This window comes from Planctellipticum variicoloris (assembly GCF_030622045.1).
GTDB lineage: Bacteria > Planctomycetota > Planctomycetia > Planctomycetales > Planctomycetaceae > Planctellipticum > Planctellipticum variicoloris.
Genome location: NZ_CP130886.1, coordinates 4,559,068 through 4,584,523 on the forward strand (window position 1 = coordinate 4,559,068; position 25,456 = coordinate 4,584,523).

The 25,456-nt window shown below is 62.8% G+C and carries 22 protein-coding genes; 2 read left to right on the forward strand and 20 right to left on the reverse strand.

What is annotated here, in order from left to right; translation table 11 throughout:
• Positions 1 to 4 precede the first annotated feature (4 nt).
• The 4 genes from SH412_RS17750 to SH412_RS17765 all read right to left on the reverse strand — a co-directional run bounded on the left by SH412_RS17750 (position 5) and on the right by SH412_RS17765 (position 4,351).
• Positions 5 to 181, reverse strand: coding sequence for a hypothetical protein (locus SH412_RS17750; RefSeq protein ID WP_336519346.1), 177 nt, complete (start codon positions 179 to 181; stop codon positions 5 to 7).
• Between the two features lie 5 nt (positions 182 to 186).
• Positions 187 to 1,128, reverse strand: coding sequence for a polysaccharide deacetylase family protein (locus tag SH412_RS17755; protein ID WP_336519347.1), 942 nt, complete (start codon positions 1,126 to 1,128; stop codon positions 187 to 189).
• Positions 1,129 to 1,303: 175 nt separating this feature from the next.
• On the reverse strand, positions 1,304 to 3,535 hold the full coding sequence (locus SH412_RS17760; protein ID WP_336519348.1) for a penicillin acylase family protein: 2,232 nt from the start codon (positions 3,533 to 3,535) through the stop codon (positions 1,304 to 1,306).
• A 54-nt stretch (positions 3,536 to 3,589) separates the two neighbouring features.
• On the reverse strand, positions 3,590 to 4,351 hold the full coding sequence (locus SH412_RS17765; protein WP_336519349.1) for an HpcH/HpaI aldolase family protein: 762 nt from the start codon (positions 4,349 to 4,351) through the stop codon (positions 3,590 to 3,592).
• Between the two features lie 295 nt (positions 4,352 to 4,646).
• Here SH412_RS17765 and SH412_RS17770 point away from each other — a divergent pair, with 295 nt between their 5' ends.
• A complete protein-coding gene (locus tag SH412_RS17770) occupies positions 4,647 to 5,390 on the forward strand; it encodes a 3-keto-disaccharide hydrolase (protein WP_336519350.1) in 744 nt (247 codons plus the stop codon).
• Positions 5,391 to 6,946: 1,556 nt separating this feature from the next.
• On the opposite strand, the gene SH412_RS17775 is transcribed toward SH412_RS17770, so the two are convergent.
• From SH412_RS17775 to SH412_RS17785, 3 genes are all read right to left on the reverse strand, one after another.
• Complete coding sequence (locus SH412_RS17775; RefSeq protein ID WP_336519351.1) at positions 6,947 to 7,426, reverse strand: DUF1579 domain-containing protein; 480 nt, start codon at positions 7,424 to 7,426, stop codon at positions 6,947 to 6,949.
• Between the two features lie 998 nt (positions 7,427 to 8,424).
• Entirely contained in the window at positions 8,425 to 8,757 is a 333-nt protein-coding gene (locus SH412_RS17780) for a hypothetical protein (protein WP_336519352.1), read from the reverse strand.
• A gap of 94 nt (positions 8,758 to 8,851) precedes the next feature.
• The gene (locus SH412_RS17785) at positions 8,852 to 9,268 is read right to left on the reverse strand and encodes a hypothetical protein (protein WP_336519353.1); all 417 of its coding nucleotides are present in this window, start codon (positions 9,266 to 9,268) and stop codon (positions 8,852 to 8,854) included.
• Positions 9,269 to 9,689: 421 nt separating this feature from the next.
• Here SH412_RS17785 and SH412_RS17790 point away from each other — a divergent pair, with 421 nt between their 5' ends.
• On the forward strand, positions 9,690 to 9,875 hold the full coding sequence (locus tag SH412_RS17790) for a hypothetical protein (protein ID WP_336519354.1): 186 nt from the start codon (positions 9,690 to 9,692) through the stop codon (positions 9,873 to 9,875).
• Positions 9,876 to 10,144: 269 nt separating this feature from the next.
• Here the strand turns inward: SH412_RS17790 and SH412_RS17795 are convergent, their stop codons facing one another.
• From SH412_RS17795 to SH412_RS17855, 13 genes are all read right to left on the reverse strand, one after another.
• Entirely contained in the window at positions 10,145 to 18,931 is an 8,787-nt protein-coding gene (locus SH412_RS17795; protein WP_419555818.1) for a GH36-type glycosyl hydrolase domain-containing protein, read from the reverse strand.
• A gap of 117 nt (positions 18,932 to 19,048) precedes the next feature.
• On the reverse strand, positions 19,049 to 19,336 hold the full coding sequence (locus tag SH412_RS17800) for a GlsB/YeaQ/YmgE family stress response membrane protein (protein ID WP_336519356.1): 288 nt from the start codon (positions 19,334 to 19,336) through the stop codon (positions 19,049 to 19,051).
• Positions 19,337 to 19,424: 88 nt separating this feature from the next.
• Positions 19,425 to 19,574: a lmo0937 family membrane protein gene (locus SH412_RS17805; protein ID WP_336519357.1), complete on the reverse strand. Its 150-nt coding sequence runs from the start codon at positions 19,572 to 19,574 to the stop codon at positions 19,425 to 19,427.
• A gap of 116 nt (positions 19,575 to 19,690) precedes the next feature.
• Complete coding sequence (locus SH412_RS17810) at positions 19,691 to 20,437, reverse strand: COG1470 family protein (protein ID WP_336519358.1); 747 nt, start codon at positions 20,435 to 20,437, stop codon at positions 19,691 to 19,693.
• A gap of 100 nt (positions 20,438 to 20,537) precedes the next feature.
• Positions 20,538 to 20,741: a CsbD family protein gene (locus SH412_RS17815; RefSeq protein ID WP_336519359.1), complete on the reverse strand. Its 204-nt coding sequence runs from the start codon at positions 20,739 to 20,741 to the stop codon at positions 20,538 to 20,540.
• A gap of 12 nt (positions 20,742 to 20,753) precedes the next feature.
• Positions 20,754 to 21,305 (reverse strand): hypothetical protein, encoded by a 552-nt coding sequence (locus SH412_RS17820; RefSeq protein ID WP_336519360.1) that lies wholly within the window; start codon positions 21,303 to 21,305, stop codon positions 20,754 to 20,756.
• A complete protein-coding gene (locus SH412_RS17825; protein ID WP_336519361.1) occupies positions 21,269 to 21,733 on the reverse strand; it encodes a phage holin family protein in 465 nt (154 codons plus the stop codon). Before SH412_RS17825 ends, SH412_RS17820 begins: the two co-directional genes overlap by 37 nt.
• A 2-nt stretch (positions 21,734 to 21,735) precedes the next feature.
• Entirely contained in the window at positions 21,736 to 22,161 is a 426-nt protein-coding gene (locus SH412_RS17830; RefSeq protein WP_336519362.1) for a hypothetical protein, read from the reverse strand.
• An 82-nt stretch (positions 22,162 to 22,243) separates the two neighbouring features.
• Entirely contained in the window at positions 22,244 to 22,636 is a 393-nt protein-coding gene (locus SH412_RS17835; RefSeq protein WP_336519363.1) for a response regulator transcription factor, read from the reverse strand.
• A 104-nt stretch (positions 22,637 to 22,740) separates the two neighbouring features.
• Positions 22,741 to 23,229, reverse strand: coding sequence for a ferritin-like domain-containing protein (locus tag SH412_RS17840; RefSeq protein ID WP_336519364.1), 489 nt, complete (start codon positions 23,227 to 23,229; stop codon positions 22,741 to 22,743).
• Positions 23,201 to 23,476: a DUF1328 domain-containing protein gene (locus SH412_RS17845; protein WP_336519365.1), complete on the reverse strand. Its 276-nt coding sequence runs from the start codon at positions 23,474 to 23,476 to the stop codon at positions 23,201 to 23,203. Before SH412_RS17845 ends, SH412_RS17840 begins: the two co-directional genes overlap by 29 nt.
• Before the next feature lie 38 nt (positions 23,477 to 23,514).
• Complete coding sequence (locus SH412_RS17850; RefSeq protein ID WP_336519366.1) at positions 23,515 to 24,870, reverse strand: tetratricopeptide repeat protein; 1,356 nt, start codon at positions 24,868 to 24,870, stop codon at positions 23,515 to 23,517.
• Positions 24,867 to 25,358, reverse strand: coding sequence for a hypothetical protein (locus SH412_RS17855; RefSeq protein WP_336519367.1), 492 nt, complete (start codon positions 25,356 to 25,358; stop codon positions 24,867 to 24,869). The genes SH412_RS17850 and SH412_RS17855 overlap by 4 nt, the downstream gene beginning before the upstream one ends.
• Between the last annotated feature and the right edge of the window lie 98 nt (positions 25,359 to 25,456).

The following is a 25,456-nucleotide window of genomic DNA, read 5'->3' on the forward strand; positions in this document are numbered from 1 at the left end:
CCCTTCAGGGCGCGGGCCGATCCTCGGCCGCCTCATACCCCGCACACACCACCACCGGCTGCGGCGGATATTTCACCAGGCGGCGATCGGTCAGCGACAGACCGCACAGCAGAAACCGCGAGCCCTTGCCGGAGAGGACTTCCCGCAGATGCCGGCAGCGTTCGCAGAGACTTTCACGCATCGGAGCTACTTCGCGGCCATCGCGCGGAATTGCTTCCAAGTGATGAGCTTCACGTTCTCTTCCTCCAGCAGCTTCGCGATCGAGGGTTCCGTGAAGATCCGACGGTCGCCGTCGCGGCGGGCGGCGCTGTTGGTCACGGCCCGCAGTTCGTCGTCGTCCACTCCGCAGTGGATGATGAGCTGGCTGACGCCGGGGGGCAGGCTCTTGAGGGTCTTCACGTAGCTCTCACGGCGTGCCTCGTGCGTTTCGCCGCCATAGAACTGAGCCAGGCCGGTGAGCAGCGGCATCTGTCGGGCGTGCAACTCGGCGGCCAGCCGGGGGCCGGCTTCGCGCAGGGCCGGGTATTCTCGCTTCGTCGCTTCATCAAAACTGCGGACGAACATCACCGGCAGGTCGTATTCCAGCCCCACGGCGACGTAGGCTTCGACCAGATCCGGCCGGCTGACGAGGGCCCCCATGTGCGTATCGAGATGGCTGACGGGGATGCCGAGCTGCTTGGCGCGCTCAACCTGCGCCCGGAGTTCGATGACAACTTCTTCCCGCTTCACGTGCTGGGCCACTTGCTCGACGTTGTCCCAGAGATAGCCGTTTTCATCGACCATGCTCGGCACCTTGTTCTTCCCGGCGACGGGCCCCCAACGATAGTTGTCCCATTCGGAATTCAGCGTCAGATGCAGGCCGTAGTCGTACTGCGGATGGGCCTTGGCATACTCGGCGAACTCCCGGACCCACGGGCAGGGGATCATGATGCTGCACGACGTGACGATCCCCTGCTCCAGGGCCTCGATCGTCCCCCGATTGACCGAGTGGCACATCCCGGCGTCGTCGGCATGAATGATCAGATATTTTTGACCGTCACCGGCGGGCGCGTCCGCTCCGCCAGCCGGGAGGGCGCCGGCCAGGGCCACGATCAGCAGACACGTCATGCTCCGAGAAATGCGAGCCATCGTCATGGTGAGTCCTGTTTGGAATCGGGCGCCGACCGGCGAGTGCGGGGCCGCATTTTCCGGGAACCTGCAGTCAGAATTGTCGCAGCTATCGTACCGGCCGGGATCACGCCGCAGAAGTCTGCGATTCCGGCGATGGCTGCGGTCGACCGCCGCAAGCGCCACCGCGAATTGACTACCGGTCCAGCACGATGGTCGATTTTGCATGGCCGGCGACTTCCTCCGGAGTGAACCAGGCCGGCTTGAAACGCTTGGCGGCATACAGATTGGCCTGGTCGAAGAAGTGGGGGGATTCGCTGCGTCCGCTGGCGCCGAACGGCATGACGCTCCGGCTGCGAACCGGGGCCGTGAATTCGACCACCGACATATACGACGCGCCGACTACCGCGTAACGCTGCGGCCGGACGATCGGAATCTCCGGGGTGGAGTAGATTGTGTGAATGATCCCCAGCGGTCCGGGGGCCCCTTCGATCGGCAGGCTGCGAGCGATGCCGTTGAGCCGCAGACCGGCGTTCTGAATCTCCGACTGGTCCGGGATTCGCTGCAGGCGATGAGCCTTTCCCCAGGGATATTTCCAGTCGCCGTACAACCGTTGCACCTTTCCCGCCGCTGTCTTCAAGGCGGTGAACCAGGTCAGGCGATCGGCGGCGTACTCGGCCTTCAAGGTCTCGGCCGGATAGCCGAAACCGTACAGTTCCTCGTACCAGGCCACGCAGAGCGTCGTCTGCGTCGAATCCAGCGACGACTTACAGTCCCAGTCCTGCAGGTGAGTGAGAAACGGCGCGACCTCGGCCGCCAGACTCGGGTTGGTCGCCTGAAGTTTGGCGAAATCGTCCTGCAGCCGGGGGAGCTCGGTGAGCGGCCAGTAGAGCGTGGTGTCGTAGGCCAGGGTCTGCAACTGATCGAGCGTCAGCCCGGTCGCCTTTCCCAGCAAGCGGCGCGACATTTTCGAGCGTCGCGTGTCGACGTCGTGGTCCTCCAGCATGTCCGCGGGGAAGTCGGCCCGCTGCGGATTCTCGGCGCTGTCGTCCGTGACCGTCCACGGGGATGAATTGCAGCTCTGCACGTAACCCGATTTCGGATTGAGCACCTGCGGCAACTGGTCGAACGTGTGAAATCCTTTCCAGTCGGTCCGGGGGTCGCTGCCGTCGACCGGCTGAGTCCAGTCGAACGACGGATCGCGGACGGGAATCGTGCCGTTGTAGGCGTAGAAGATGTTTCCGTCCCGGTCGGCATAGACCACGTTGAACATCGGGATCGCGCACCGGCCGATGGCGGCCCGCCACTCGGCGAAGTTCCTGGCGGTCACCATTTCCCATGCCTGACTGGCCCGGTTCAGATCGAATAGTCCGGCGACCTGCACCGCCAGAAACGTGGTGTCGTCCTCCTGCCGAACGATCGGGCCGTGATGGGTCTTGCGAAAAGTGATCTGACGCTCGACGAGCTTGTCGCCCGCTCTGACCTGCAGCGATTCCGTCCACTGCGTCGCGGTGCGATGGCCCCCGTCGTAGCGGTACTCCAGCGGGTGAGTCTCATCGTCGAACGTCACGCGCCAGGCATCGGCGATATCGGGATCGTTAACGGTGTAGGTCCAGCCGAGATATTCGTTGTGGCCGATCGTCGGAAACGGATTGCCGAAGAAACTCGCTCCGCTGAAATTCAGTCCTTCGTCGCTGCGGACGTGGGATTCGTAGAACTGCCCCATGCCATACCACGGCTGATGCGGATTCACGAACAGCATCGCCGATCCGGAAGCGGTCCGCTTCCCGGAGATGGCCCAGGCATTCGATCCGATCGCCGCCTGCACCTCCGCCGCGAAGTCCTGCACCGGCCGGTCCGGCAGCTCCCAACTGTTGCACGCCGTCCCCAAGGCGGCAATGTCGTCCGGACCGCGGTCTCTCGGCTTGCCGACGTGCGCCCTGCGGTAGACGAATTCCAGCAGCAGGTGGCGATCCATCGCCAGGACGTACCACGGCTCAAAATGGACCAGCAGCCGCGGCTTCGTCTCCAGATGCGTCGCCAAGAAACGGTTGATGCCGTCGATGTAGGCTGCCGCGATGACCTGATGCTCCGGCTTCAGCCGGGCGAAGTCCTCGCGAGAACGGCGGACAACTTCAAAGCTGCGGTTCAGAATGTCGCTGGAGATTCCGGCGTCGCCGACGACTTCGGCATAACGCCCCAGCGACCGGATGCAGGAGTCTTCGAGCTGCCAGAAGTAGTCGTCCGCCTGAACATAGCCCATCCCGAATGCTGCGTCCGCGTGCGTTTTTCCGTGGACGTGCGCGACGCCCCATTCATCGCGGCGAACGGTCACGGCGCTCGATCCGGCTGCGGGCGAATCAACGGCCCTGCTCTCCGTCGGAGCCACGATCAGCCCGAGAACCAGAAACCGGAGAATCGACGACATGTTCATAGCCAGTTCCGCCGGACCGAAGCGAGGGTGTTTAGAGCACGGAGCTTCTCACGACTTCCGCAGTTGCTTCAGCATCTGCCCAGCGGCGTGCGCCAGCAGGACGGTATCGACGCCCGCGGTGATCAGCGTGTAACCGCGATCGATGAACGGCTGCACGGCCGCGGCGGTGACGCCGAAGTAACCCAGCGGCATCTTCGCCCGCTGGCAGACTTCCGTCACGCGGTCAATGGCGGCGATCACCGTCGGATCGTCGATCTGCCCCATCTTCCCCAGGCTGGCGGAAAGGTCGTACGGCCCCAGCAGCACCGCATCGACGCCCGGCACCTTCACGATGGCTTCGATGTTCTCGACGGCCTGAATGTGCTCGGCCTGAACGACGACCACCGTCCGTTCGTTGGCCGTTTCGACGTACTCCTTAAAACGCCGGCCGTAGCCGTGCGCCCGGGCCAGACCGACGCCGCGCGATCCCTGCGGGGCGTATCGCGCCCACTGAACCACGTTCGCCGCCTGCTCGGCCGTATTAACCTGAGGGACGATGATCCCCTCGGCCCCGAGATCGAGCACGGTCTTGATGGCCACCTCGCCAGCCGCCGGAACGCGGACGAGGCAGGGCGTCCGGTCTCCCACCGCCTGCAGCATTGCCAGAATATCCTGAGTCTGCAGCGGTCCGTGTTCGCCGTCGATGAACAGCCAGTCGAAGCCGGCGTCCGACAGAATTTCCGCCACGGCGGCGCTGGGGAGCGTGATCATCGTGCCCAGGAGCGGCTGCCCCTCGGCGAGCCGCGAACGAAAAGATGGCATGGTCGTCATGTCAAAGATCCCGACAAAGTGGTGTCACACGCGCAGCAACGCAATCAGGTCCCACGCGATGGTCCGATTTCCGCCGCGGAATCGCAAGCGGCGGAGCGAGAGGAAAATCGCGTGGCGGGAGTCCAGGCGGAGTACTTTCAACAATCGATTCGTCGGGCGCTCGCGGCCTCGCATTGATCGCGACCGAGCCCGTCCGCCGGCCCCGCACAGGTGACGTCGGGTTGGCGACGGCGTATCTTGGTGCTCGGAGATCCGACTCACGGACTCTCCAGACTCGCATCCCTGGAGATCACTCATGCCTCGCCTTGCATTGGCTCTGCTGGCCCTCTCGTTCGCCGCGACACTCTCCGCCGAAGAGGCGTCGCCCGCCGTGCCCCCGGAACCGGCCGGCATGCGGACGATCTTCAACGGCAAGACTCTCGACGGCTGGGACGGCGATCCCCGCCTGTGGAGCGTGAAGGACGGCGTCATTCACGGCGAGACGACTCCCGAGAACGTCGCGCAGGGCAACACGTTCATCCTCTGGAAAGACGGCGTCCTCAAGGACTTCGACCTCCGGCTGGAGTTCCGCTGCAACGCGACCAACAACTCGGGAATCCAGTACCGTTCGAAACACATCACCGACGACAAAGTCCGCAACAAGTGGGTCGTGCGGGGCTATCAGCACGAGATCCGCAACGAGGTCAAATTCCCCAATACGTCGAGCTTCATCTACGACGAGGGGGGCAAGCGGGGCCGGATCTGCCAGGTGGGCGAAGTCGCCACGTGGGAACCGGACGGCAAGAAGGTTCAGAAATCCGATCTGATCGATCAGGCGGGGTTTGAGAAGCTGTTCAGGCTCGACGAATGGAACGAGGTGGCGATCATCGCTCGCGGCAACCGGATCCAGCACTATCTGAACGGCCGCCTGGTTCTCGACTTCACCGACAACGATCCGCAGCTCGCGTTGAAGGAGGGGATCCTGGCCCTGCAGCTCCACGCCGGTAAGCCGATGTGGACGGAGTTCAGGAACATCCGGGTGCAGGAACTGAAGGAGTAGGTTTTCGACGGTTTTCGAAGACCGGTTGATTCAGAATTGTTGCAGCCAGACCACGGACAGCCGGTGTGGTCTGGCTGTCTTTCTTTCGTGGGGGGATGAGTCGCTGAGGCGACCGGAAGAGGCGGGCCCTGAAGCCGCTGATGAGGAAACTGCGGGCTACGGACGCATAAGTCGAATACGCCCGCCGGTCTGTGGAACCCGGCGGACGTTCCGGTAACAGGGAGTTACCGTTGCCAGGGGCCTTCCGCGGCCCCCGTCGGTTACTGCCGGCTATTCGGCGTCTTCGGTGACCAGTTCGATGATGTCCCCTTCGACGTCGTCCCAGTCTTCGTCCCCCTTCCATCGCACTTCGCGTGGTCGAGCCACTTTCGGATCTGGGCGGCGAGTTCGAACTTCACGGCGGCCTGCTGCTGGCGGATCTGAATCTGTTCGACGATCATTTCAAGGCTCCTGGCGGGGGTGAGTTGTTGTCGTCAACGCGGACAACTCTATCCCCGTCCCGGACCGCCTCAAGGGCGGGAAACGCCGTTTGTCAGCCGGAAACGTGCCGATTCCGGCAAACTTCAAGCCGAGCAATCGCCCGCGGCATTCTGTTTGTTTCCGGGAACGACCGGCCGTCGTACCGCGCGGCTCGGCTGTCAGCGCGCGGCGAGATGCGAGGACTGAAGCGAAATCTATGAACCATCGGCAACGTTGCGGTTTCCGGCATCATCTGAAAGTCGCCGTGGGGGATCGAATTCCAACGAGGTTGGAGGGGGCACCTTCGTGCGGTATTGTCGTCGGGACTCACGACTTGGCGGTTCTCGCTCATCCTCACCGCCGTCGTCCTCGGGAGCCAACATGACGTCCCAGACAAATTTTGCGGTCAAAATCAGACTGCCGAGGCAGACGCAGATCACAATGAAGCAGACAATCACGAAGTCCATATCGACGAACCGCCCATCTGCACAGGCACGACGTTACCAGATTCTCATCTGGGGCGATTGCCAGCGAGTGTAACCGTTCACGGGGCGCGCATAGTTGAAAACGGCGTTTGGCGGAAGACCACTTTCAAGCTTGTTTTTCACATTCCGCCAATTCATGCACCCGAAAAACTTATCGTTTAGCGTTGCTTTATACTGAAATCTATAACGACGATGTTTGGGGACGCTCACGACACGCCTTGTTTTCAAGGGATTTCGACTCGTGAACGGTTACCCAGCGAGTTCAATTGAAAACACCACGTCGCGCGAACGTTTGTGAGGGATCAGCGAGCAGAGTACCGTGTTTACTGTAACCGTTCACGTGATTCGCCGAGACAGGTGAAACGATCGCCATATAGGTGGTGTTCCACGAACGGCTGCAAGTCGTTTTTCCACGCCTCCATCGCCTGTCGGCAACTATTCGTTACCGTTGCAAGTGAATGGCTGACAGTCTAAATCGCAACGCCCGTCGCGAGGTCTTTCCGCGTCTGAACGGCAAGGTTCACCGGGCCGCGGCCAACCAATATGGATTCCGGAAACCGCGCGGCCCGCGGCTCCGGTTGAACCAATTGCTCGGCCGCTTGTGTCCATCCATTATTCGCGGCGGTAGTGCGCAGTCATGAACTGTTGCCAGGAGCCATCCGGACTTTGGACACGCGCAGTGAGAGTCCGGTGATCGTTCGTGATGAATTCAATGATATCCTGATACTTTGCCATCGTGCCGTCGCCCGAGAAACTCGGACCTTCAGAGTCCAGCGTCAAAATTCTGCCGGACGCATCGAGCCAACCGCTATAGGGCCAGAAATGCGTCATTGTCGATGCGATAAATGATCCGACAAAGCGCTTTGTTTGAGGATCGTATCCAAGGGTCATGATCGATTCAAATCCGTCCCCTGGGGCGTTACCGGAACTCTCGCCGATGGTCCATACCTTGCCCAACAAACGAACGACTTCACGCCCAGTGGTTGTCATGGGCGGTTGATCTGGCCCCATGACACACTCGGATTCGATACTCCACTCGCCGACGAGTTGATGCAGCCAAAGGTGTTCAGATTGCGGCTCTGGCGTCTGCATGGACTTTTTCTCTTTCTGGAAGGACAAACGCGAAATAGACCAGCGGCCAGGGATTGTGGACGAACAAGGATTCGACCGCCGAAGTGCGATCGAGTTTTACCGTACTTCGGCGGCGCAGGCGAGACTTGTCAGCTTTGAGTTGTCGTACTGCGAAACGAGTTGCGACGAAGCCCCCGTTGAGTTTCCTCGCTGCACTCCACAAGGCTCCCACGCCTATGCTGCAGTCTTCGCGATCGTGATTCTATCTGCCCGAAATGGCTCCGGCTACGGGCGTTCGGCCGAACCTCGATTTCCCTGAGCGGATTGCGGTGCGAATCCTCGGAAGGCGCCGAGTCTCAATTTCTTGGTGCGAGTCGAGTTGAGACCGTCTTGCCGCAGCGCCAATCAGCCGGGAGCGAGATGCTTCGCCGGTAGTGCACGATGCTCGCCACAACGGTAGCGACTGGCTAGCGCGCGGCGGGACCAGTCTCTCAGAAGCAGGCCATTTCGGCTCCACCGGCGAACACGTACGGGTCCCGCAGACTGCACGGCAGATTCAAGATCATGGTCTCGCTTCTCCGCGGATCTGGCACGTCGCCTCTGCGGCCAGGTCCGGATACCCCGCCCGATTCTCGTAAGTCGGCTGGTATCGACTGCCCAATTCCCGCCAGGCGGCAGCGACCCGATCGACTTGACCTCGATCGATTGCTGCGAGAGACGCTTTGATCAGGTCACTCGTCGCGGCCCCGTATTCAGCATTGTAGTTGATCGTGGCGAGAAGTCCGGTCACCGCCCACGTGCAGAATACAACGCTCGCAATCGAAAGAAACCCGAGAAGGATTCGAACGGGTGGTTTTCCCCGCAATTCCGAAAGGAACCACGCAATTGGCAGAAGGAGGGACAGAATGAAGGCAAGGAGTGCTGGCATGGTCTGTTCCTCGGTTGTTCTTCACGGCGACTTCCTACGACGTCGATTTGCTGCAGAACATGGCACACCGAGCAATCTCGCGCGCTGATTATCAATCACCGTTTGGCCCGATCAAAGCGTCGCGAGTCTCAGGCGACACCAAGATGTTGCTGCCAACAGGCGGTTTCTCCGTGTGATCAGGAAGCGTGACAACGACTTGCCACCGGAGTTCGATTGGAACGTTCGGATCCGGGATATTGAGGTGGTTGAGCTCAAATCGAGCCTGTGTTTCGGTTGCCGAACCGTCCGGGAACTGAATAACAACCGTTTCGATGCGGTTCTTCCAACGCCCGTGCGGATGCGGGAAGAAGGAAGGAGCGAGAACGATTCCGCGTCCTTCAAGTTTGAAGGTCTCCGAAATCGTCATCAGCTCGACCAGACTCATTTAAGGCGGCCCCGTAATACGAACAACTCTCGCTGCCATGTGACGGTAGCAACCGATCACCGTTCGGTCGACGGCGCTAAATCCACGGCGAGTTCTACGTTGCGAGCGGATCTTCGCGTTCGACCCCTTCACCGATCGCTTTTTCCCACGCTGGAAGGTTCAATTCGAAAGTTCGATTGGCTTTACGCTGTGCCGTATCGAAGAAGTTGCGAAGAGAATCGGATGGCTGGCAACGCTCGCCGCTAAACCCAATCCACGCCGGGATCTGTCGTCTCGCCTCATCCCAAACTGGCCTCAGGTCGTCCGGAGGCGTGCGGCCGATGATCAGGTGAGTTCGAAAATAGACGACAAATCGGAGAGCATCCAGTTCCAACCCGTCAAGGCGATCAGGGAATTCATCCGGCCAGACGAGTGCATCGATCGTAAAGTCATAACGGGGTGTCGCACGGCAATCCTTGGTCAGCAGCGCGACCCGAGGCCCAAGTCCCGATAACGAATCAATTCGCTTCATGAAGAAATCATCCACATCCTTGCGCCCGATGCAGCCGCCCCGGGGCCAACAGAGCTCAGGGACACGATTCACCAGAAATCGCTCTGGCTCAATGCTACGCCGTCGGATCGATGGGAGCCAGATCTTGGTCCAAGGCTGCCGGAACGATTGGGAATATCGCCAGTTGACGCAGCGTTCGACGCTTGCTGCAGGTCGCACTTCCACGCCCCATTGAGCGGCAACTGGCCATCACCATTGCGGGGCAGTCTACGCCCAGCCCAACAGGGCGGACTGAACGCGAACTCCGCATTGACCGCGGGCGGCGGGAACGCGATGACCGCGGGACAGCGTCCATGCCGCCCACGGTCACTGGAAAGTCGACGACGGAGACATTCCGCACAGCTCACGCACGGGCTGTCAGCACGAAACCGGAATGGACGCCATGACGACGCCGCAGAAGACCAGCGAGGGATCGCCGCGAAACAAGAAGTTCACCGTGCGGGTGACGGTGACAAGTTTCGACGAGATCCGCGATCGCGTCGACCAGGCGTGGCGAACGTTCGGACCAGCGGTTTACAAGTGGATCAGAGTGACACTTTTTGCGCACGGCCCGGTCTCACGCAATTGAATCCGAGTCCCCCTGCAAGCCGATGATCAGCCGTTCGAGTGGCTCCACCGAAGTGAAACGACTGCAGCTCAGCCTGAGAAGGACATCGTGAAACGGAGTCCTGCAACCCCGGGTCACGAACAGATGCGGATCGAGATCTACTTTCGTCGCTATCTTCAAGCGCCAGAATCGCAGTTTCACCCCCGTCAACGATCGGGAGCGGCAGCACGTAGCCGCTTCGTCGTCTGAGTCAACTCGGGTGGGAGCAGGACGCCCTGCGTAATTTCGGCTCACCCCAGCAATACTGTTACCTGGTGCTCGCGGTGATCATCCACCAGCGGAATCGTTACGCTCTCCAGGCCGACGTCGTCCAGCGTTACGCGTATTACGGCCGATGACGGTTCCGGCTGCAGGACCGTGATGTGGTAGAGCGTTTCGCGGAAGCGGTAGTGCAGCGTGAACTGCTTCCAGTCGGGAGGCAGGCAGGGAGTGAGGCGGAGGCGGTCGACTTCCAGGTTCACGCCCAGCAGCGATTCGAGGATCAGTCGGTACATCCAGCTTGCCGAGCCGGTGTACCAGGTCCAGCCGCCGCGGCCGATGTGCGGTGCGACGGCGTAGACGTCGGCGGCGACAACGTAAGGTTCGACCTTGTAAGTGGCGATTTTGTCGCGCGTTGAGGCGTGATTGACCGGATTGATCATTGAGAACAGTTCCCAGGCGCGCTGGTGGTCTCCCATTTTGGCGAACGCCATGACGGTCCAGATGGCGGCGTGGGTGTATTGTCCGCCGTTCTCGCGGACGCCGGGGACGTAGCCTTTGATGTAGCCGGGGTCGAGGTGCGATTTGTCGAACGGCGGGTCGAAGAGCTGGATGAGATCGTCATCGCGGCGGACGAGGCGCTGGTTGACGGCGTGCATGGCCTGCAGCGAGCGTTCGGGATCGCCGGCGCCGGACAGGACCGACCAGCTCTGAGGCAGCGAATCGATCTGGCATTCGGCATTGCTGGCGGATCCGAGCGGCTCGCCGTTGTCGAAATACGCCCGCCTGTACCATTCGCCGTCCCAGGCGTGCTGCTCGATGTTCTCCTGCAGCCGGGCGGCCTCGACCTGGCACCGCTCGGCGAACAGCTCATCGCCCCGTGAGCGGGCGACGTCGGCGAAGCGTCCCAGGATTTCGTACAGAAAGAAGGCGAGCCAGACGCTTTCGCCCCGGCCCTGTTCGCCGACGAGGTTCATGCCGTCGTTCCAGTCGCCGCCGCCGATCAGCGGCAGTCCGTGTTCGCCGAACGACAGCCCGCGAGTGATGGCGCGAACGCAGTGTTCGTAGAGAGTCGCGGATTCCTCCGACCTTGTCGGCAGGTCGTAGTAGGCGTCCTCTTCCGGATTGACAGAGCGTCCTTCCAGGAACGGAACGATCTCATCCAGGACGCCAGTGTCGCCTGTCCCGGTGACGTAGCGGCAGGTCACCAGAGCCAGCCAGAGGAAGTCGTCGGAGAAGTGCGTTCGGACGCCGCGACCGGCCGGAGGATGCCACCAGTGCTGGACGTCACCGGCGGAAAACTGGTGTGCGGCGCACAGCAGCAGATGTTCGCGGATGAGCTGCGGCTTGGCGTGCAGCAGAGCCGCGACATCCTGCAACTGGTCGCGGAAGCCGATGGCCCCGCCCGACTGGTAATAGCCGCTCCGCGCCCAGAAGCGGCACGCCAGGGTCTGGTAGAGGAGCCAGCCGTTGGTCAGGAAGTTCACCGCGGGATCCGGAGTCTCGACGTGCACGGCTCCCAGGGTGTGATTCCAGAACTGCCAGACTTCGTCGAGTTTCCGGCGTGCAGCTTCGGGGCTGCGGAAGTTGTCGACGAGGTGCCGGACGTGGCCGATGTCGTGCCCGACGCCGAGCGTAAAGACGACCTCGCGCTCGCGACCATCGGCGAGTTCGAACGAGGTCTGAATGGCTCCGCAGGAATCGAGGCCCGGACCGACTTTGTTCGACAGTCGCTGACGCTTCATGGCGGCTGGTCGGGCCGTGCTGCCGTTGCGACCGAGGAATTCAGCCCGGTCGCCCGTGACGGTGCGCGTGGCTTCGGACACGGTGAAGAAGGTGAGTTTTGAGGCGAATTCGAAGCTGTAGGGGTTACGTGCCAGCAGGGCGCCGCAGTGGGGATCGATCTCGGTAACGACGTGCAGCAGTCCCCGATTGCGCATTTCGCCGAGCACCCATTCGACGTAGCCCGTCGTCGACAGGCGGCGCGTTCGGCCGGAAATGTTAAAGACCTTCAGCCTCACATACTTGACCGGAAGGTCGGTCGCCACGTAGACCCATAGTTCGCTCCTGATGCCGTGTTCGGTGTGCTCAAAGACGCTGTAACCGAAGCCGTGCCGACAAACGTACGACGTCTTTGAGGCGATCGGCTGGGGCATCGGGGACCAGACCTGGCCGCTCTCTTCGTCGCGCAGGTAGAACGCTTCGCCGCAGGCATCGGTGACGGGGTCGTTGTGCCAGGGGGTCAAGCGAAACTCGTGGGCGTTTTCGGCCCAGGTGTAGGCGCCGCCGCTTTCGGAGATGACGGTGCCGAAGTGCGGATTCGCAAGGACGTTGACCCAGGGGGCCGGGGAGATCTGTCCGGGAGCCATCCGGATGACGTACTCGCGGCCGTCGGGAGTGAAACCGCCGAAGCCGTTGAAGAACAGCAGATCGTTGACGGGAGGTGCGGGTTCCGGAATGGCGGCAACTTCCGGCCGGCGGACTGGAATGAGTTCGGGAATTCTGAGATCGGACCGGACGTGGCGTTCGAGCTGTTCAGTGAGCGTTCCTGCCGAATCGACGATCACAACTCGCGCCACCGTCTGCAGCAGAATACGGTCTTCATCACTCAACTGCTCGGCCCGGCGAACGAAGATTCCGCCCGGTCGATCGAGCGCGGGTGTGTCGGTCCCGGCAGAGCTAAGACCGATGATCAGGTCCTGCAGCTCCTGGCGATACCCGGCATCTCCATCGTTCCAGATCACCAGATCGACCGCCAGCCCCTTGAGCCGCCAGTAGGCGTGCGCCTGGACGAGCTGCCGCACCAGTGCGATTCGGTCGGTCCGTCCGATGCGGAGCAGCACGATCGGCAGGTCGCCCGAGATGCCGTGCCCCCACAGGCCGGACTGCCCTCGCTGATTCTTCGCAAGGACCGTGGGAACGGCGCGATGGGCCGCGTTCATGTAGACGACGGAACTGGCCAGCCGACCGTAGAGTTGCGCGTCCGCCTCCGTGGCGTTCAACTGCCGGAGTACGACCTGCCCGTGAGTCCAGGCCATTTCCAGGACGCGGTCGGCAAGATGGCGATCCCGGTACCGGTCGATCAGCGGCAGTGCGGCTTCGCGCGTTTCGGCCATGCCTGTGACGAAATCGACCGAGACCGTCTCATCGGGTGCCAGCGTCAGGCGTTGCCGGATGGCGACAATGGGATCGAGCACCGGTCCGGCCGTGTTCGAGAGCCTCCCGGCCTGCTGCAGGGCCTCGGGATCGAGGGTGCTGTGGCGTCGACCGATAAATTTCAGGCGATCGGTTTCGTAGGACGGTTCCTCCGCCGCATTACCGCGGACGGCCACCAGGTGCAGCATCCAGGGAGGCTGTTCCTGGTGCGAGCGCGGTCTCCGGGTGCAGAGGATGGCTTGCCTCTCCGGAATGATTTCGGTTTGCACGAACAGGTTCGAGAACGCCGGATGCGTCGCGTCAGCCGCAGGGGGGGCGAGAACGACTTCGGCATAGCTGGTTAATTCAATAGTCCGCGAGATCTTGGAGCGGTTGGTGAGCGTCACGCGACGGATTTCGATGTCGTCTTCGGGCGAAACGGCAATTTCGCTGTGGAGCTTGATGTCGTGATCCCGGCGTCGAAACTCGGCCCGCGCCTGCGAGAAGATGGCGTGGTATCCCTTGCTGGGGACCAGCGTCGGCTGATGCGTCGTCGACCAGACCGCGCCGGAGGTGACGTCGCGGAGGTAACAGAACGATCCGGCATTGTCGCGCGTGGCGTCTTCACGCCAGCGGGTGACGGCCAGGCCCTTCCACTGACTGTAGCCGCCGCCGCTGTTGGTGACCATCACGTGGTAGCGGCCGTTGGAAAGGAGATGCACTTCGGGGGCGGACGTGTTCGGCGTCGAGAAGACGCGCATCTGCGTCTGGAGTTCGCCGGCCGGGTCGCGGGCGCCGGTCGCTTCGGTGGCATGAGGATAGAACGACGCCACGTGCGGAATCCGTTCCTGCAGCAGGAGCATTGTCGCCTGAAACTGCGGGTCCGCGGCGAATCGTCGCTGCATGGGCCGGTTGAGCAGGCGGTAGACGAGGGCCAGCAGGCTCATCCCCTGATGGTGAGCCATATAGGACCGAATGACGGTATGCGTGTGATCGCGCGCCAGTCGCGAGCGGGTATAGTCCACGGCTTCGTAGAATCCGTACTCTCCCGTGAAGCCTTCAGCATCCATTGCTTGCAGGTTCGCGCACGCCGGACGCGGCGCCACCATGAGTGCCATGATCGTGGCGTAAGGGGCGATCACCAGGTCGTCAGCGAGGCCCCGCTTGAATCCCAGTCCCGGAACGCCGAAGGCGCGATATTGATAGTTCAGATGGGCATCGGTGGAATTGTATCCCGACTCGGAGATCCCCCAGGGAACGCCTCGCTGCCGGCCGTACTGACGCTGTCGTTCGACGACGGCGTGGTACGTCTGGTCGAGCAGTGTGTGCCGATGAGTGGGCATCACCAGCAGCGGCATCAGGTACTCGAACATCGAGCCGCTCCAGGAAAGGAGCATCTGTTGTCGGTGCGATGTGGTGAGCAGCCGGCCCAGAGCGAACCAGTGATCCTGCTTGAGTCGCCCCTGGGCGATCGCCACAAAGCTCCCCAGTCGCGATTCCGACGCCAGCAGATCGTAGAAGCTGTCGTCCCGACGGCGTTCGCTGACGTTGAATCCGATTGCCAGCAGCCGTCGAGACGAGTCGTACAGGAAATCGTACTCGACGTCCGCAAACTCGTTGCAGGCGCCGGCCAGTTCCTGAATGGTCTGCAACCGCTTCACGGCGTGCTCCCGACCGTCATCAAGGCACTGGCGCAACTCCTGGAGGCACTCCCGCCCCGTACGATCATTGTCCGATGGCGAGTCCGCGAGCGCATCAAGGAGTGCGTCCAGGACCGGTTCGAGCTGCTGCGTCGTCCGAATCGTCGAGATCAACGTCGGCCCGTCATCGAGTTGCTGCAGCAGCGCCTGCAGGGAGAGCCACCGGTCGGACAGCTCAGGAGCTCCGCAGCGGGCGAGATCGAGCCCGGACGCCGAGTGGGCCAGCCAGGGCGCGATGACGAGCAGATCTGCGTGGTGGGTCCGACAACTCTGCTCCAGATCGCGCAGCCACGGGGTCGCCGCGGCTGGCAAGGGGAACGAGCGGTTATCAGTCAGCTCGGCCGCGGCGGTCGCCAGTTCCCGCAGCAGGTCGCCAGCCGCGATGAGACTCTGCGAATTCGGCCGGTCGCGGCCGGTCCGCTCCAACAGCTCCAGCAGAGGATTCAGAGAGACGCGGATCCCGGCGCTCGACTTCAATCCGGAGATCTCGCGCAGGGCCTGCCGGGCGATCTCCAGCGAGCTCCACAGCCCTGGGGAGAGGATCGGCAGGTCGGGCAGTTCCAGCAGACCGCTCCGCAGAGTGAGCAGGTGCCCGGCCAGATTGCCGCTGTCCACGGTTGAGACGTACTTCGGAAACAGCGGCTGCAGCGTCTGCGTGTCATACCAGTTGAGAAAGTGCCCGTGATATCGCTCGAGTCGATCCATCGTCTGCAGCGTGTGGGCCGTGCGGATCAGCAATTGAGAGACGGGAATGTATCCGAAGTCCGACGCCGCCAGATTCGAAAGCAGAGAGACGCCAATGTTCGTCGGAGATGTGCGGTGCGCCACCGTGCCGACCGGTTGCTCCTGATAGTTGTCGGGAGGAAGCCAGTGATCCTCGGGGCCAACGAATGTTTCAAAGAAGTGCCAGGTCTTGCGCGCGACTCCATGCAGGTACACAACTTCGGATGTCGTTAAGCGAGGATCCTCTTCACGGCCAGGCCGGCTCAGCCACCAGGCGAGCCACGGCGCCGCCAGCCACAAGACGAACAGCGGAGCGGCGGCGGCCAGCGCGGCCGGTTGACAGATCGCCAGAACGACCGCCATGACGATTGCGATGCCGGGCGCGATCGCCATCGCCCGGTAGCTTCCCTTCAGACTGGAGTCCCCATCGCGCTCAGCATCGTTGGCGGTTTTCCATTCGAGCATCCGCCGGCGCGTGACCAGCATGCGGCAGACGGTCCGGACCACCGCGTCCAGGTTGACGCTCGCTTCGTAGGGGAGGAACGCCAGGCTCAGCATTGCCTGCGCAAAGCTCACCCCGGCGCCTCGAATGACCTGCGACAGGTGCTGCAGCCGGGTGAAATCCCCTTTGGCGCGGACCGCCGCGACAATTGACTGGAGAATGGGCGGAATCAATACGATTCCTGCAACGACTGCGGTCCAGACCCAGGCGGGAGGCCACAGCATCCAGCCCAGCACCAGCAGCAGCATGACCGCGGCGGGAACCAGGCTGCGGCGCAGATTGTCGAGAATCTTCCACCGCGACAGCAGGCTCAGCGGGTTCCGCTGTGTGCAGTCATCAGGACCGGGAACGACCGGCAGCAACCACGAAGCGATCTGCCAGTCGCCGCGAATCCAGCGATGCCGGCGGCTGATATCCGTGTTGTATCGAGCCGGATACGACTCGTAGACGTGGACGTCGCTCAAGAGTCCGGATCGAGCGTAGCAGCCTTCGAGCAGATCGTGACTGAGGATCTGGTTGTCGGGGAACCGCCGCTCCATCGTGGCGACAAAGGCGTCGATGTCGTAGATCCCCTTGCCGATGAATGAACCCTCGCGGAACAGGTCCTGATAGACATCCGACGTCGACCGGGTATAGGGATCGACTCCGACCTCTCCGCAGTTCAGCCGTCCGAACCACGACTGGCCGTCCTGATCGAGGCTCGTCGCCACGCCCGGCTGGAGGATGCCATAGCCTTCCACGACGACTTTGCGCATTTCGTCGACGCGTGCTCGATTCAGCGTGTGGGCCAGCGTGCCGGCCAGTTGCTGAGCCGCATCGCGCGGCAGCAGCGTGTCGGTATCCAGCGTGATGACAAATTTCATCCGGGTCAGCGACGACGGATTGCGACCGACGATCCGCGAGAACGCCGCGAGCGATCCGCCACGCAGCAGCGCATTGAGGTCGCTGAGTTTTCCTCGCTTGCGCTCGCGCCCCATCCAGGCCTGCTCCTGCGGATTCCACAATCGCGGACGATGCAGGAGAAAAAAAAGACTGTCATCAGCGCCGGCGGGGTACTTGGCATTGAGCTCGTCGATCCCCGCGCTGGCCAGTTCCAGCAATGCAGCATCTTCAGGAAGCTCTGCCAGCGGGGCATCGCCGAAGTCCGTGAGCAGACAGAAGCGAAGAGTCTCGTCGCGATTGGCCAGAAAGCGGACTTCCAGTCCTTCCAGCAGGCGGCCGATTCCCCGAGGACTGGTCAACATGGTCGGGACGACAACCAGAGTGGCATATTCTGCCGGAATGCCGCGTGAGAAGTCGAGACGCGGAAGCCGTTGCGGCGGGACGATCAAAGTCGTCAGCCAGTTGACGATGCTCGACCCCAGTTGCATGGAGCCGAAGAATAACAGCAGCCCTGCGACCCATGCGCTGGCGCCGTGCAGGCCGGTCAGCCACAGGACCCCGGCGGTCACCGCCGCCGCCAGCAGAAACATTGTTCCCAGATAGCCCGGCAGTGCCACAGTTGCCATTATCCGCGATAATGAAATCCGCAAAGACGGCCGTCGCTGGGAAGCTCGCCGGAAGTCGCTCAGACCTCCATCAATGAGGTAGTAGCCGACGTGGGCCGTGCGGTGGGCGACTCCGTCCTTGTTCGCGGCATTCCGGGCCAGTTCGACGGCCCGACTTGCCACGTCCTGCTCGCTGAGCGGACTGTGCTTTGCAACGACTTCGACGACGCGCCGATACTGGTCGCGCGTTTGAAAGTCCATCTGCCGGTAAACGTTCGCCGGATCGGTCCGTAGCGTCTGTTCGACCAGACTGAGCGCTTCGACGAAGTCCTTCCAGTCAATCGCTTCCAGTTCGCGGAGGCTGCCGATGCTGTTGCTGATGGAGACCTGATCGATCGCCTGCTGCTGGCCCTCCGCCTGAACCATGTGCTCGATCGTCTGTCCCTGCTCGGCCAGTCGCTGCTCGATCCACGTCAGCGGCACGGAGAACGTGGAGCTGTGTCCCTGCAGACGGCGGGTCGTCTCCGCGACGAAGGCCGACGAAAGCTGCGGGTTGGGACGGGCCATGTCGGCTACCAGGAGAATCAGCCGATGTGGGGCTTTCTCGGCGCACGCGATCAACTGCTCCGACCATTCGCGCGCGGCCGTGCGCGCGAGGGTCTCCTTGGCGACCCGCGCGGCGACGCGCCGCAGGTTTTCAATCAGCGCCTGCCGGATCATGATCGGGACAGCCCACAGCTCGCCGAGCGTCAACGGTCGCCGAAGCTGATAAGCTGCGATGAATGTGCGCAGTCGCTCGGCATCGATCCGTCCGTCGACGTGGGAAATCAGTTCCAGCGCCAGATCGTACACCAGCGGATAGCCGGCCGACGGACCGTTGAACAGACGCGGTAGTCCGTGGCTGTACTGTTTTGGCAGATGCCTCCTGGCGGTCCGGATCTGCTCTTCGATCAAGTAGAAATTGTCGAGCAGCCACTCGCCAGCGGGCGAGATGCGATGTTTCCGTTCGACCGCAGTGTTGACGAGCTGATAGGACTCGAGGAGAACGCGCTCGTTCGATGCGAGACGGGCCAGCAGCCGGTCGGGCCCCGGATGGGCGTCAATCTGATGCCAGTTCGCGAGACTTTCGGCATGGGCTTCGAGTTGCGACGCATTGAACAGCTCCGAGCGGAGCGGAAGATCGTCGCCGAAATCGCGAAAGAGTCCGTCGACTCCGATCCTGGACTGCAATCGCTTCAGACCGTCACGCAGGACTTTGCGGTTCAGCTTCAATTTCAACGTGGCTCTCCAGACGGGCAGCAAGGGCAGGCTTTCAGGAGCACAGGAGTCAGGACGCCGCAGCGATGCCGCTCCGGCGACTTCCGCCGGCGCTGGCCGCTTCGTTCCCGGCTACTGCCACCACTTTCTCGGATAGACCTGGGGATAGATCCACACGAGCAATGCTGCACCGAGAATTCCGACGATCCATCCGTACCAGTTATGACCGGTCAGCGAGAACGGGACCGCCGCTGATCCGCGGATCAGCGAGTATAGAAAACCGCCTAAAAGGGAGCCCACAATTCCCAGCATCGCCGTCAGCGCCAGGCTCATGGATTGTCGTCCCGGAACCAGGAATCGCGCGATGATTCCGACGACGAGGCCGCAGACGATCCAGCTCAGAATGCTTCCGATGCTCATTGCTCGCTCCTCACGATCAAGAGATGACGACTCGGGGGCCCCGGATCGCAAACTACTGCGACGCCCCGGGACCGTCCGAACGAACCGGTCAGACCGGAGACCTCCCCTGAATCACGCGGATCAGCACGACCGCAATCGCGATGATCAGCAGGAGATGGATGAAGCCGCCGAGCGTGTTGGCTGTGACGACGCCGAGCAGCCAGAGAATCATCAGTACGACGAAAATCGTCCAGAGCATGGGAACGGTCCTTCCAGAGTTGGGAAACCCGCCGCGATCGGCAGGGGCGCGGTTCAAACAGAGTTCGCGCGATCGAGCCAGGGCTCGTCGACCGAGCTCCTTGCCAAAGGCGCCGACTATTCTTTCGCAGCAACGGTCAGCTTCAGCTCATTGGCCGCGTCGGCGCCCTCCGCGGGGTGGCCGGTCACTTTGATGGTGAAGTCGCCCAGGGCCGCATCGTCCGCGGCTGTCAGCGTGATCTGCGTTTCGGCGGCGCCGGCTTTGATCACTGGAGCGGCCGGCTCCAGCGTCACGCCCGTCGGCAGGTCGCCGAACTTCAGGGCGACGTCCTGGTCGAACGTCTTGTCGCGCGAGATGCCGATCGAGACCGTTTGCGCAGTTCCCTGTTTGACGGAGGTCGACAGGCGGGGCGTACTCAGCGTGAATGTGTCCTTGGCGGCGATGGTGAGCTTGAACTCGACCGTGGCGTCGCCCCCCTTGGTCGGATGCCCCGTCACCTTGATCTGGAAATCGCCCAGCGGCGCTTCGTCGCCGGCTTTGAAGACGATCTTCGCGTCGGTTTCGCCGTGCTTGATGGCGGGATTGCCGGGCTCGATCGTCACCCCTTTGGGAACGTCCGAGAACTTCAGCGTCACGTCTTCGTCGAAGTTCTTGGCCCGCTTGATGCCGACCGTGGCGTCGGCCTGCGCGCCCTGCTGGAGCGAGGACGAGAGCATCGGGACCGTCAGATTGAAGGTGTCTTCGGTCTGTCCATAGGCCGGCGCCTTGCCGGTCGAGCCCGGCCCGCCCGGCGTCCCTTGCGTGCAGCCCGCGAGGGCCGTCAGTGCGATCGCCGCCAGAGTTGCAAATGTTGACTTCATCATTGTGAATCGCCTTCTTTGTGATTTTGCGGAGAACGGCCACGTTCGCACATTGCGGGCGCGGCTGGGCTCCGTGTGTCGTTGCTGGTGATCTGGACCCGGTTTAGAGCTTCAGTTCGCGGACGAACTCGTCAATCTCTTTCTCCGCCTGCTCTTTGGCGTAGCCGTAGCGTTCCTGCAGCAGCCCGGCCAGCTCATCGCGCTTGCCGGCGATCACGGTCAGGTCATCGTCGGCGAGCTTGCCCCACTTCTGCTTCGCCTTGCCGGTCCATTGTTTCCAGCGGCCCGAAATCTGTTCCCAGTTCATGGTCAGTGCTCCTCAAAGAGAACGTGCTGTGCCGAATTGACGATTCAACGGCCGGCCTGGGCCGGGTAGTGATTGCGCGGCCAGTGGGATGTTCGCCGCTTCCGGTGCGGTTGCTTCGGTTGACGCAGTCTGCGCCGGCGACTGCGGAAAGACGCGATTCAGCGCCAACGGCAGTGCCACGGCGACCGCGTCCCGGAGCACGCCGGCAAGCGAACCGAACAAGCCGGCGCTCGTCGGGAGCCGGTCTTGGGGCGATGCGCCGGTCGGTCGATCGACGTCGACGGTCTGTCTTGCCTTTGACGACGACAGCCGCGCCACCAGACAGCCCAGGGCAAAAGACGCCCCGACGGCGAGCCACGGGTGCTGCTGCACCTGCCTCCGCAGATCCAGCGTCTGGCTGACCGACTGCACTGCGTCGCGGACGCTGGTCATCGTGTCGGCAACGACCGCTCCGGTCGACTGCATTCCGTCCGACACGCGGCTCTCGAGCGACTCGAGTTTCTCCGAGAGATCGGTGCGGGTCTGATTCATCTGGCTGCGGATGGTTGCGAGGTCGTCGTCCACAACGCGGTCTCCTGAATGAGTTCGTCGGCCACATGGTTCCAGCTCGGAAAGGACCGCAGCCGCAGCCGTCCCAGACAAATTAGTGCTGCGCTCAGTACCGACAGCACCGCGCCGACGATGGCGTAACAGGCTCCGAGCGGGAGCCACGCAGGATCAGTCCCGGCGGGACACGTCAGCCAGTGCAGTCCATGCACGAGGCTCAGGCAGAGCAGTCCGGCGGCAAGCAGCCCCAGCGCGACGCCGATGGCGACGACGGCAGTCGCCGCCTGCCGCAGCCGCAGGTTGGCGGCGATTTCCTGCCGAATGAGCCGGACCTGCTGGACGACCAGCGCCCGGAAATCGTCGATGATGCCGGCCACCAGCGACGCCATGTCGGCTTCGCCGGTCACCGGACCTTCGACCGTTGTTGCAGGAACGTCGTCGGCCATGCTCAGTCCCTCAGCGCGCGGCTTACGAGAAATCCCGCTGCGAATCCGGCAAAGATCGCTGCGACGGGATGCTGCCGAACCAGTTCGGTGATCATGGCCGAGGTTCCTGAGAGCTTGGCCTCTTCCAGGTACCGGCCCCCACGCTGAACGGAGTGCGCCACGGCCTGCGAGGCCGTTCCGAGCATGCCGTCGTGCGGCGTGTTTTCGCTGAGCAGGTCGCCCAGCCGTTCGATCTCGCTGCCGGCCCGGGCGGTCAGGTCGTCGGCCTGCTGGCCGATGCCGGTGACGGCCTGCCTGGCCATCGCTCCAACCGCACTGGCGGCGTGACTGGCCATTTCGCCGGCCGCAGCGGCGGCGTCCCCTGCCTTGCCGCCCGCCTGAGTCCATTCTTCACGACTGGCGCCGGGAGCGATCGTTGCATTCGCCATGATTCGGTCTTTCTGAAAGAGGAGGTTCTGTCCGGACTGGATGCGTTTGAATTCGTTTGACGGGGGCCGTCCGTGGCGACCGTCAGTGGTCGTCGTAAGCAACGTCGACGAACCGCTCGGCGGCGATCGCCGCCGAGATCTGCTCCAGCGCTGCACCGCGTTGCGAAGACTTCGAGATCCACGCCACGGTGTTCGAGGTCTTCAGTTCGGGAGGCTGCTCGCGGAGCTCGTTTCCGATAATGATGACCGCGATATCAGTCATCAGGCGGTCGGACTGAATTGCGGCCAGGACGCCTTCACACCCGCCCCACGGCAGCTTGCGATCGACGACCAGCACCGCGGGTTCGAACTCGCGCAGAACCCGGACGCACTCCAGTCCGTCCGCCGCGAGATCCACTTCATGACCGCAGTCCCACAGGTGGTACCGCAGAGCTTCGCGAAAGGCCTGGTCGGAGTCCGCGATCAAAACCAGCATGTTGTGTTCCTTGTCGAAGCGATGGTGATGTTGACCGGCCCGATTTCGTACCTCTTGTGTTTCCTGCTGACTGGCGACGTCTGAGTAAACCCCCGAGCGGGGCCTTAAGCCGCATCGGACCGGGACGGATCGGGGGTCTCGATTCCCAGCGCCGTCGCGAGAGACACCAGATGGTCCTGTTCCTGCACGAGGATCTCCCGGATCTGTTCGGCGAGTGCGTATTCTTCCAGCGCTTCGCATTGCCGGACGCGCCGGCGATAGCGGACAATCGTCTCGGTTTCGGCCTCCAGATCGAACCGCAGCATTTCTTCGGCGATCATCGAGGTCCTGACGGTCCTGGGAACCGCCAGCGGCTCCCCTCCCAGATAGTCGATCTGACCGGCGATGATCAGAGCATGCGCGAGCTCTTCGGCCGCGTGCTTCTCCAGTTCGGCGGCAATCGCCATGTACTGCGGGCCGCGGATCACCTGCGAGTAAATCACATAAGAGATGATCGCCTGGTACTCGCCGGCGAGGTCCTCGTTGAGCAACGCCACCAGGTCTTCCCGCGTGACGTCCTCGTGGTCATGAGCGACGTGCGTTGTTTCGATCATCGCATTTTCTTTCGTGGATCGGATTCAGGATCAATGTTCGGGAATGACTGCCGCGGAACTCTTTGAGCACTTCCCAGAACAGAGAAGGTTCCCTCAGGGTGCTGCCGACGAAGGAGGCCGCCGCCAGGACCAGGAAGAGCAGGGACGAGCCTTTCTCCCAGGTCCAGGCGGGCGGCGCATCCGCGCCGAAGCCGAAGACGGCCGCAACCAGAGCCGCGATCAGAAACACCAGGCCGGTCCTCGACATCTCGAATGGCTCCTTCCGGACGCTTCGCGTCCCGATCGTTACTTGCTGAAGTCCAGCCCCCTGTCGTCGTCGGGCGCCCCCAGCAGTTTGAAGTTGAATTTTCCATCGCCGCCGGGTGTCGCCTCGCCGATCAGCGAGCCGCCGTCCTTGCGTTCGAGGGCCAGCACGTTGCCTTCAACGGAGTACGTTCCACCAAACTCTTGTGCCGCCTGATCCTTCTGGGCGAAGCTCCACGTGAACTTCTGATCGTCCGTGAGCACTAGACCGAATTTCGAGCCATCGCTTCGGGCGGCCTTCCAGGTTCCCACCAGAGTCGCCGGATCGACCGGCTGCGGAGCCGGCCGAGTCGAAGCCTGAGGCGGTTGCGCCGCAGCGGCCTCTCCCGGCTGCGGTGCAGCGACAAGCCTCAGCAGATCGGCCGCCACGCGGTCGTTCGGCATCAAATCGACGACCACCTGAAACTGTCGAGCGGCCGCATCGGGATGCCCGCAGCTCATGTAGTGATAACCCAGCAGGAACCGCGAGGCGGCGTCCTGCGGATTGGACGTCGTAAATGCCTCCAGCATCCGCAGTTGTTCGGTGTAGACAGGGACGCTGGAGTACATGCTGCTGAGCGTCGTCCAGTCCCAGCCGGGACCAACTGCCAGAACCGAGTGGATCGTCGCGGCCGACTGCTGGTAGTCCTGCCTGGCAAACAGCACGAGCGAGCGGAACTCATGCAACACGGCATCGTCGGGGTATTGAGCAATTCCCTTGTTGACGATGTCGAGCGCCGCGTCGTAGTCGTTCTGGCGGAATGCCGCGACCGCGTTGTTCAAAACCTCGTCGGCGGAGTTCGGATCATTCAGTCCCGCGTCCGACGTGACAGTGTAGGAGACCGGAATCGGTTGGGCATAGTTGTAAACCGTGGTTCCTCCGACGACGTAGTACGGATTCGAATACCCCAGATAGCCGCTGTTGTAGTACAGCGATCCGAGTCCCCAGCCGCCCAGCCCCCACCCGAGCGGGCGATAGCCATAACCGCCGTAGCCACCATACCCACCGCCGTACCCGCCCCAGCCGTAGGCATTGCCCAGTCCCCAGCCCCAGCCGGGACTGTAGCCTCCGTAGCCGGAGTTCAGTCCGATTCCGACGCCCAGACGCGGACCGCCGAAGCGATATCCTGAGTTCCCTGCAAAGCCGCGGTTGCCATTCCAGTAGCCGTGGTATCCCGAATGCCGGTAGTACGACGGCCGATAGGAGTTCGAGCCGACATGGAACTGACGGTTGTTGTAATTGACGGTGTTTCCATCGAACGGCCGATTGCCGATTCGCATGGGCTGGATGTCATTGCGTTGCATCGCGGGCCGGCCGCCGATGTTGTTGTTCTGAGGGCCGGGCCGGCCGGCCGTCACGCCGGGACGTCCGCCGCCCGCGTTGCCGGGGTGGAACGAATTTGCGTCACCGCGTTGCGGTCCCGTCGGTCGCGAACCGGCGACTCCGGGTTGTCTGCCCTGGCTGGGGCGCGTGAACGTCGGGGCGCGATGAATGGCCTGCGGCTGTCCGCCGATCGACGGCTGGCGCGTCCCTCCACCCACGGAACCCCGACTCGGACCACCGCCGGCAGGGGACTGAGCACGACCGCCGCCTGGCGTCTGGACGCGTCCGCCGCCTGAGGGAGCCTGAACGCGACCGCCACTGATGTGCGGCGCACCGCCTCCTCCACGCTGACCACCTCCACCCGGTTGGCCGCCGCCGCCGCGCTGTCCGCCGCCGCCAGGTTGACCGCCGCCGCCGCGCTGCCCGCCGCCGCCAGGTTGACCACCACCACCTCGCTGCCCGCCGCCGCCTGGTTGGCCACCGCCACCTCGCTGTCCGCCACCGCCGCGATCTCCACCGCCACGCTGGTCACCCTCAGCCGCAGCGGCGGCCCCGCCAGCGCCGCTGATTCCCGTGACGTACTGACCATAGGAACTGATCGAAAGCGCCAGACCGCAGAAA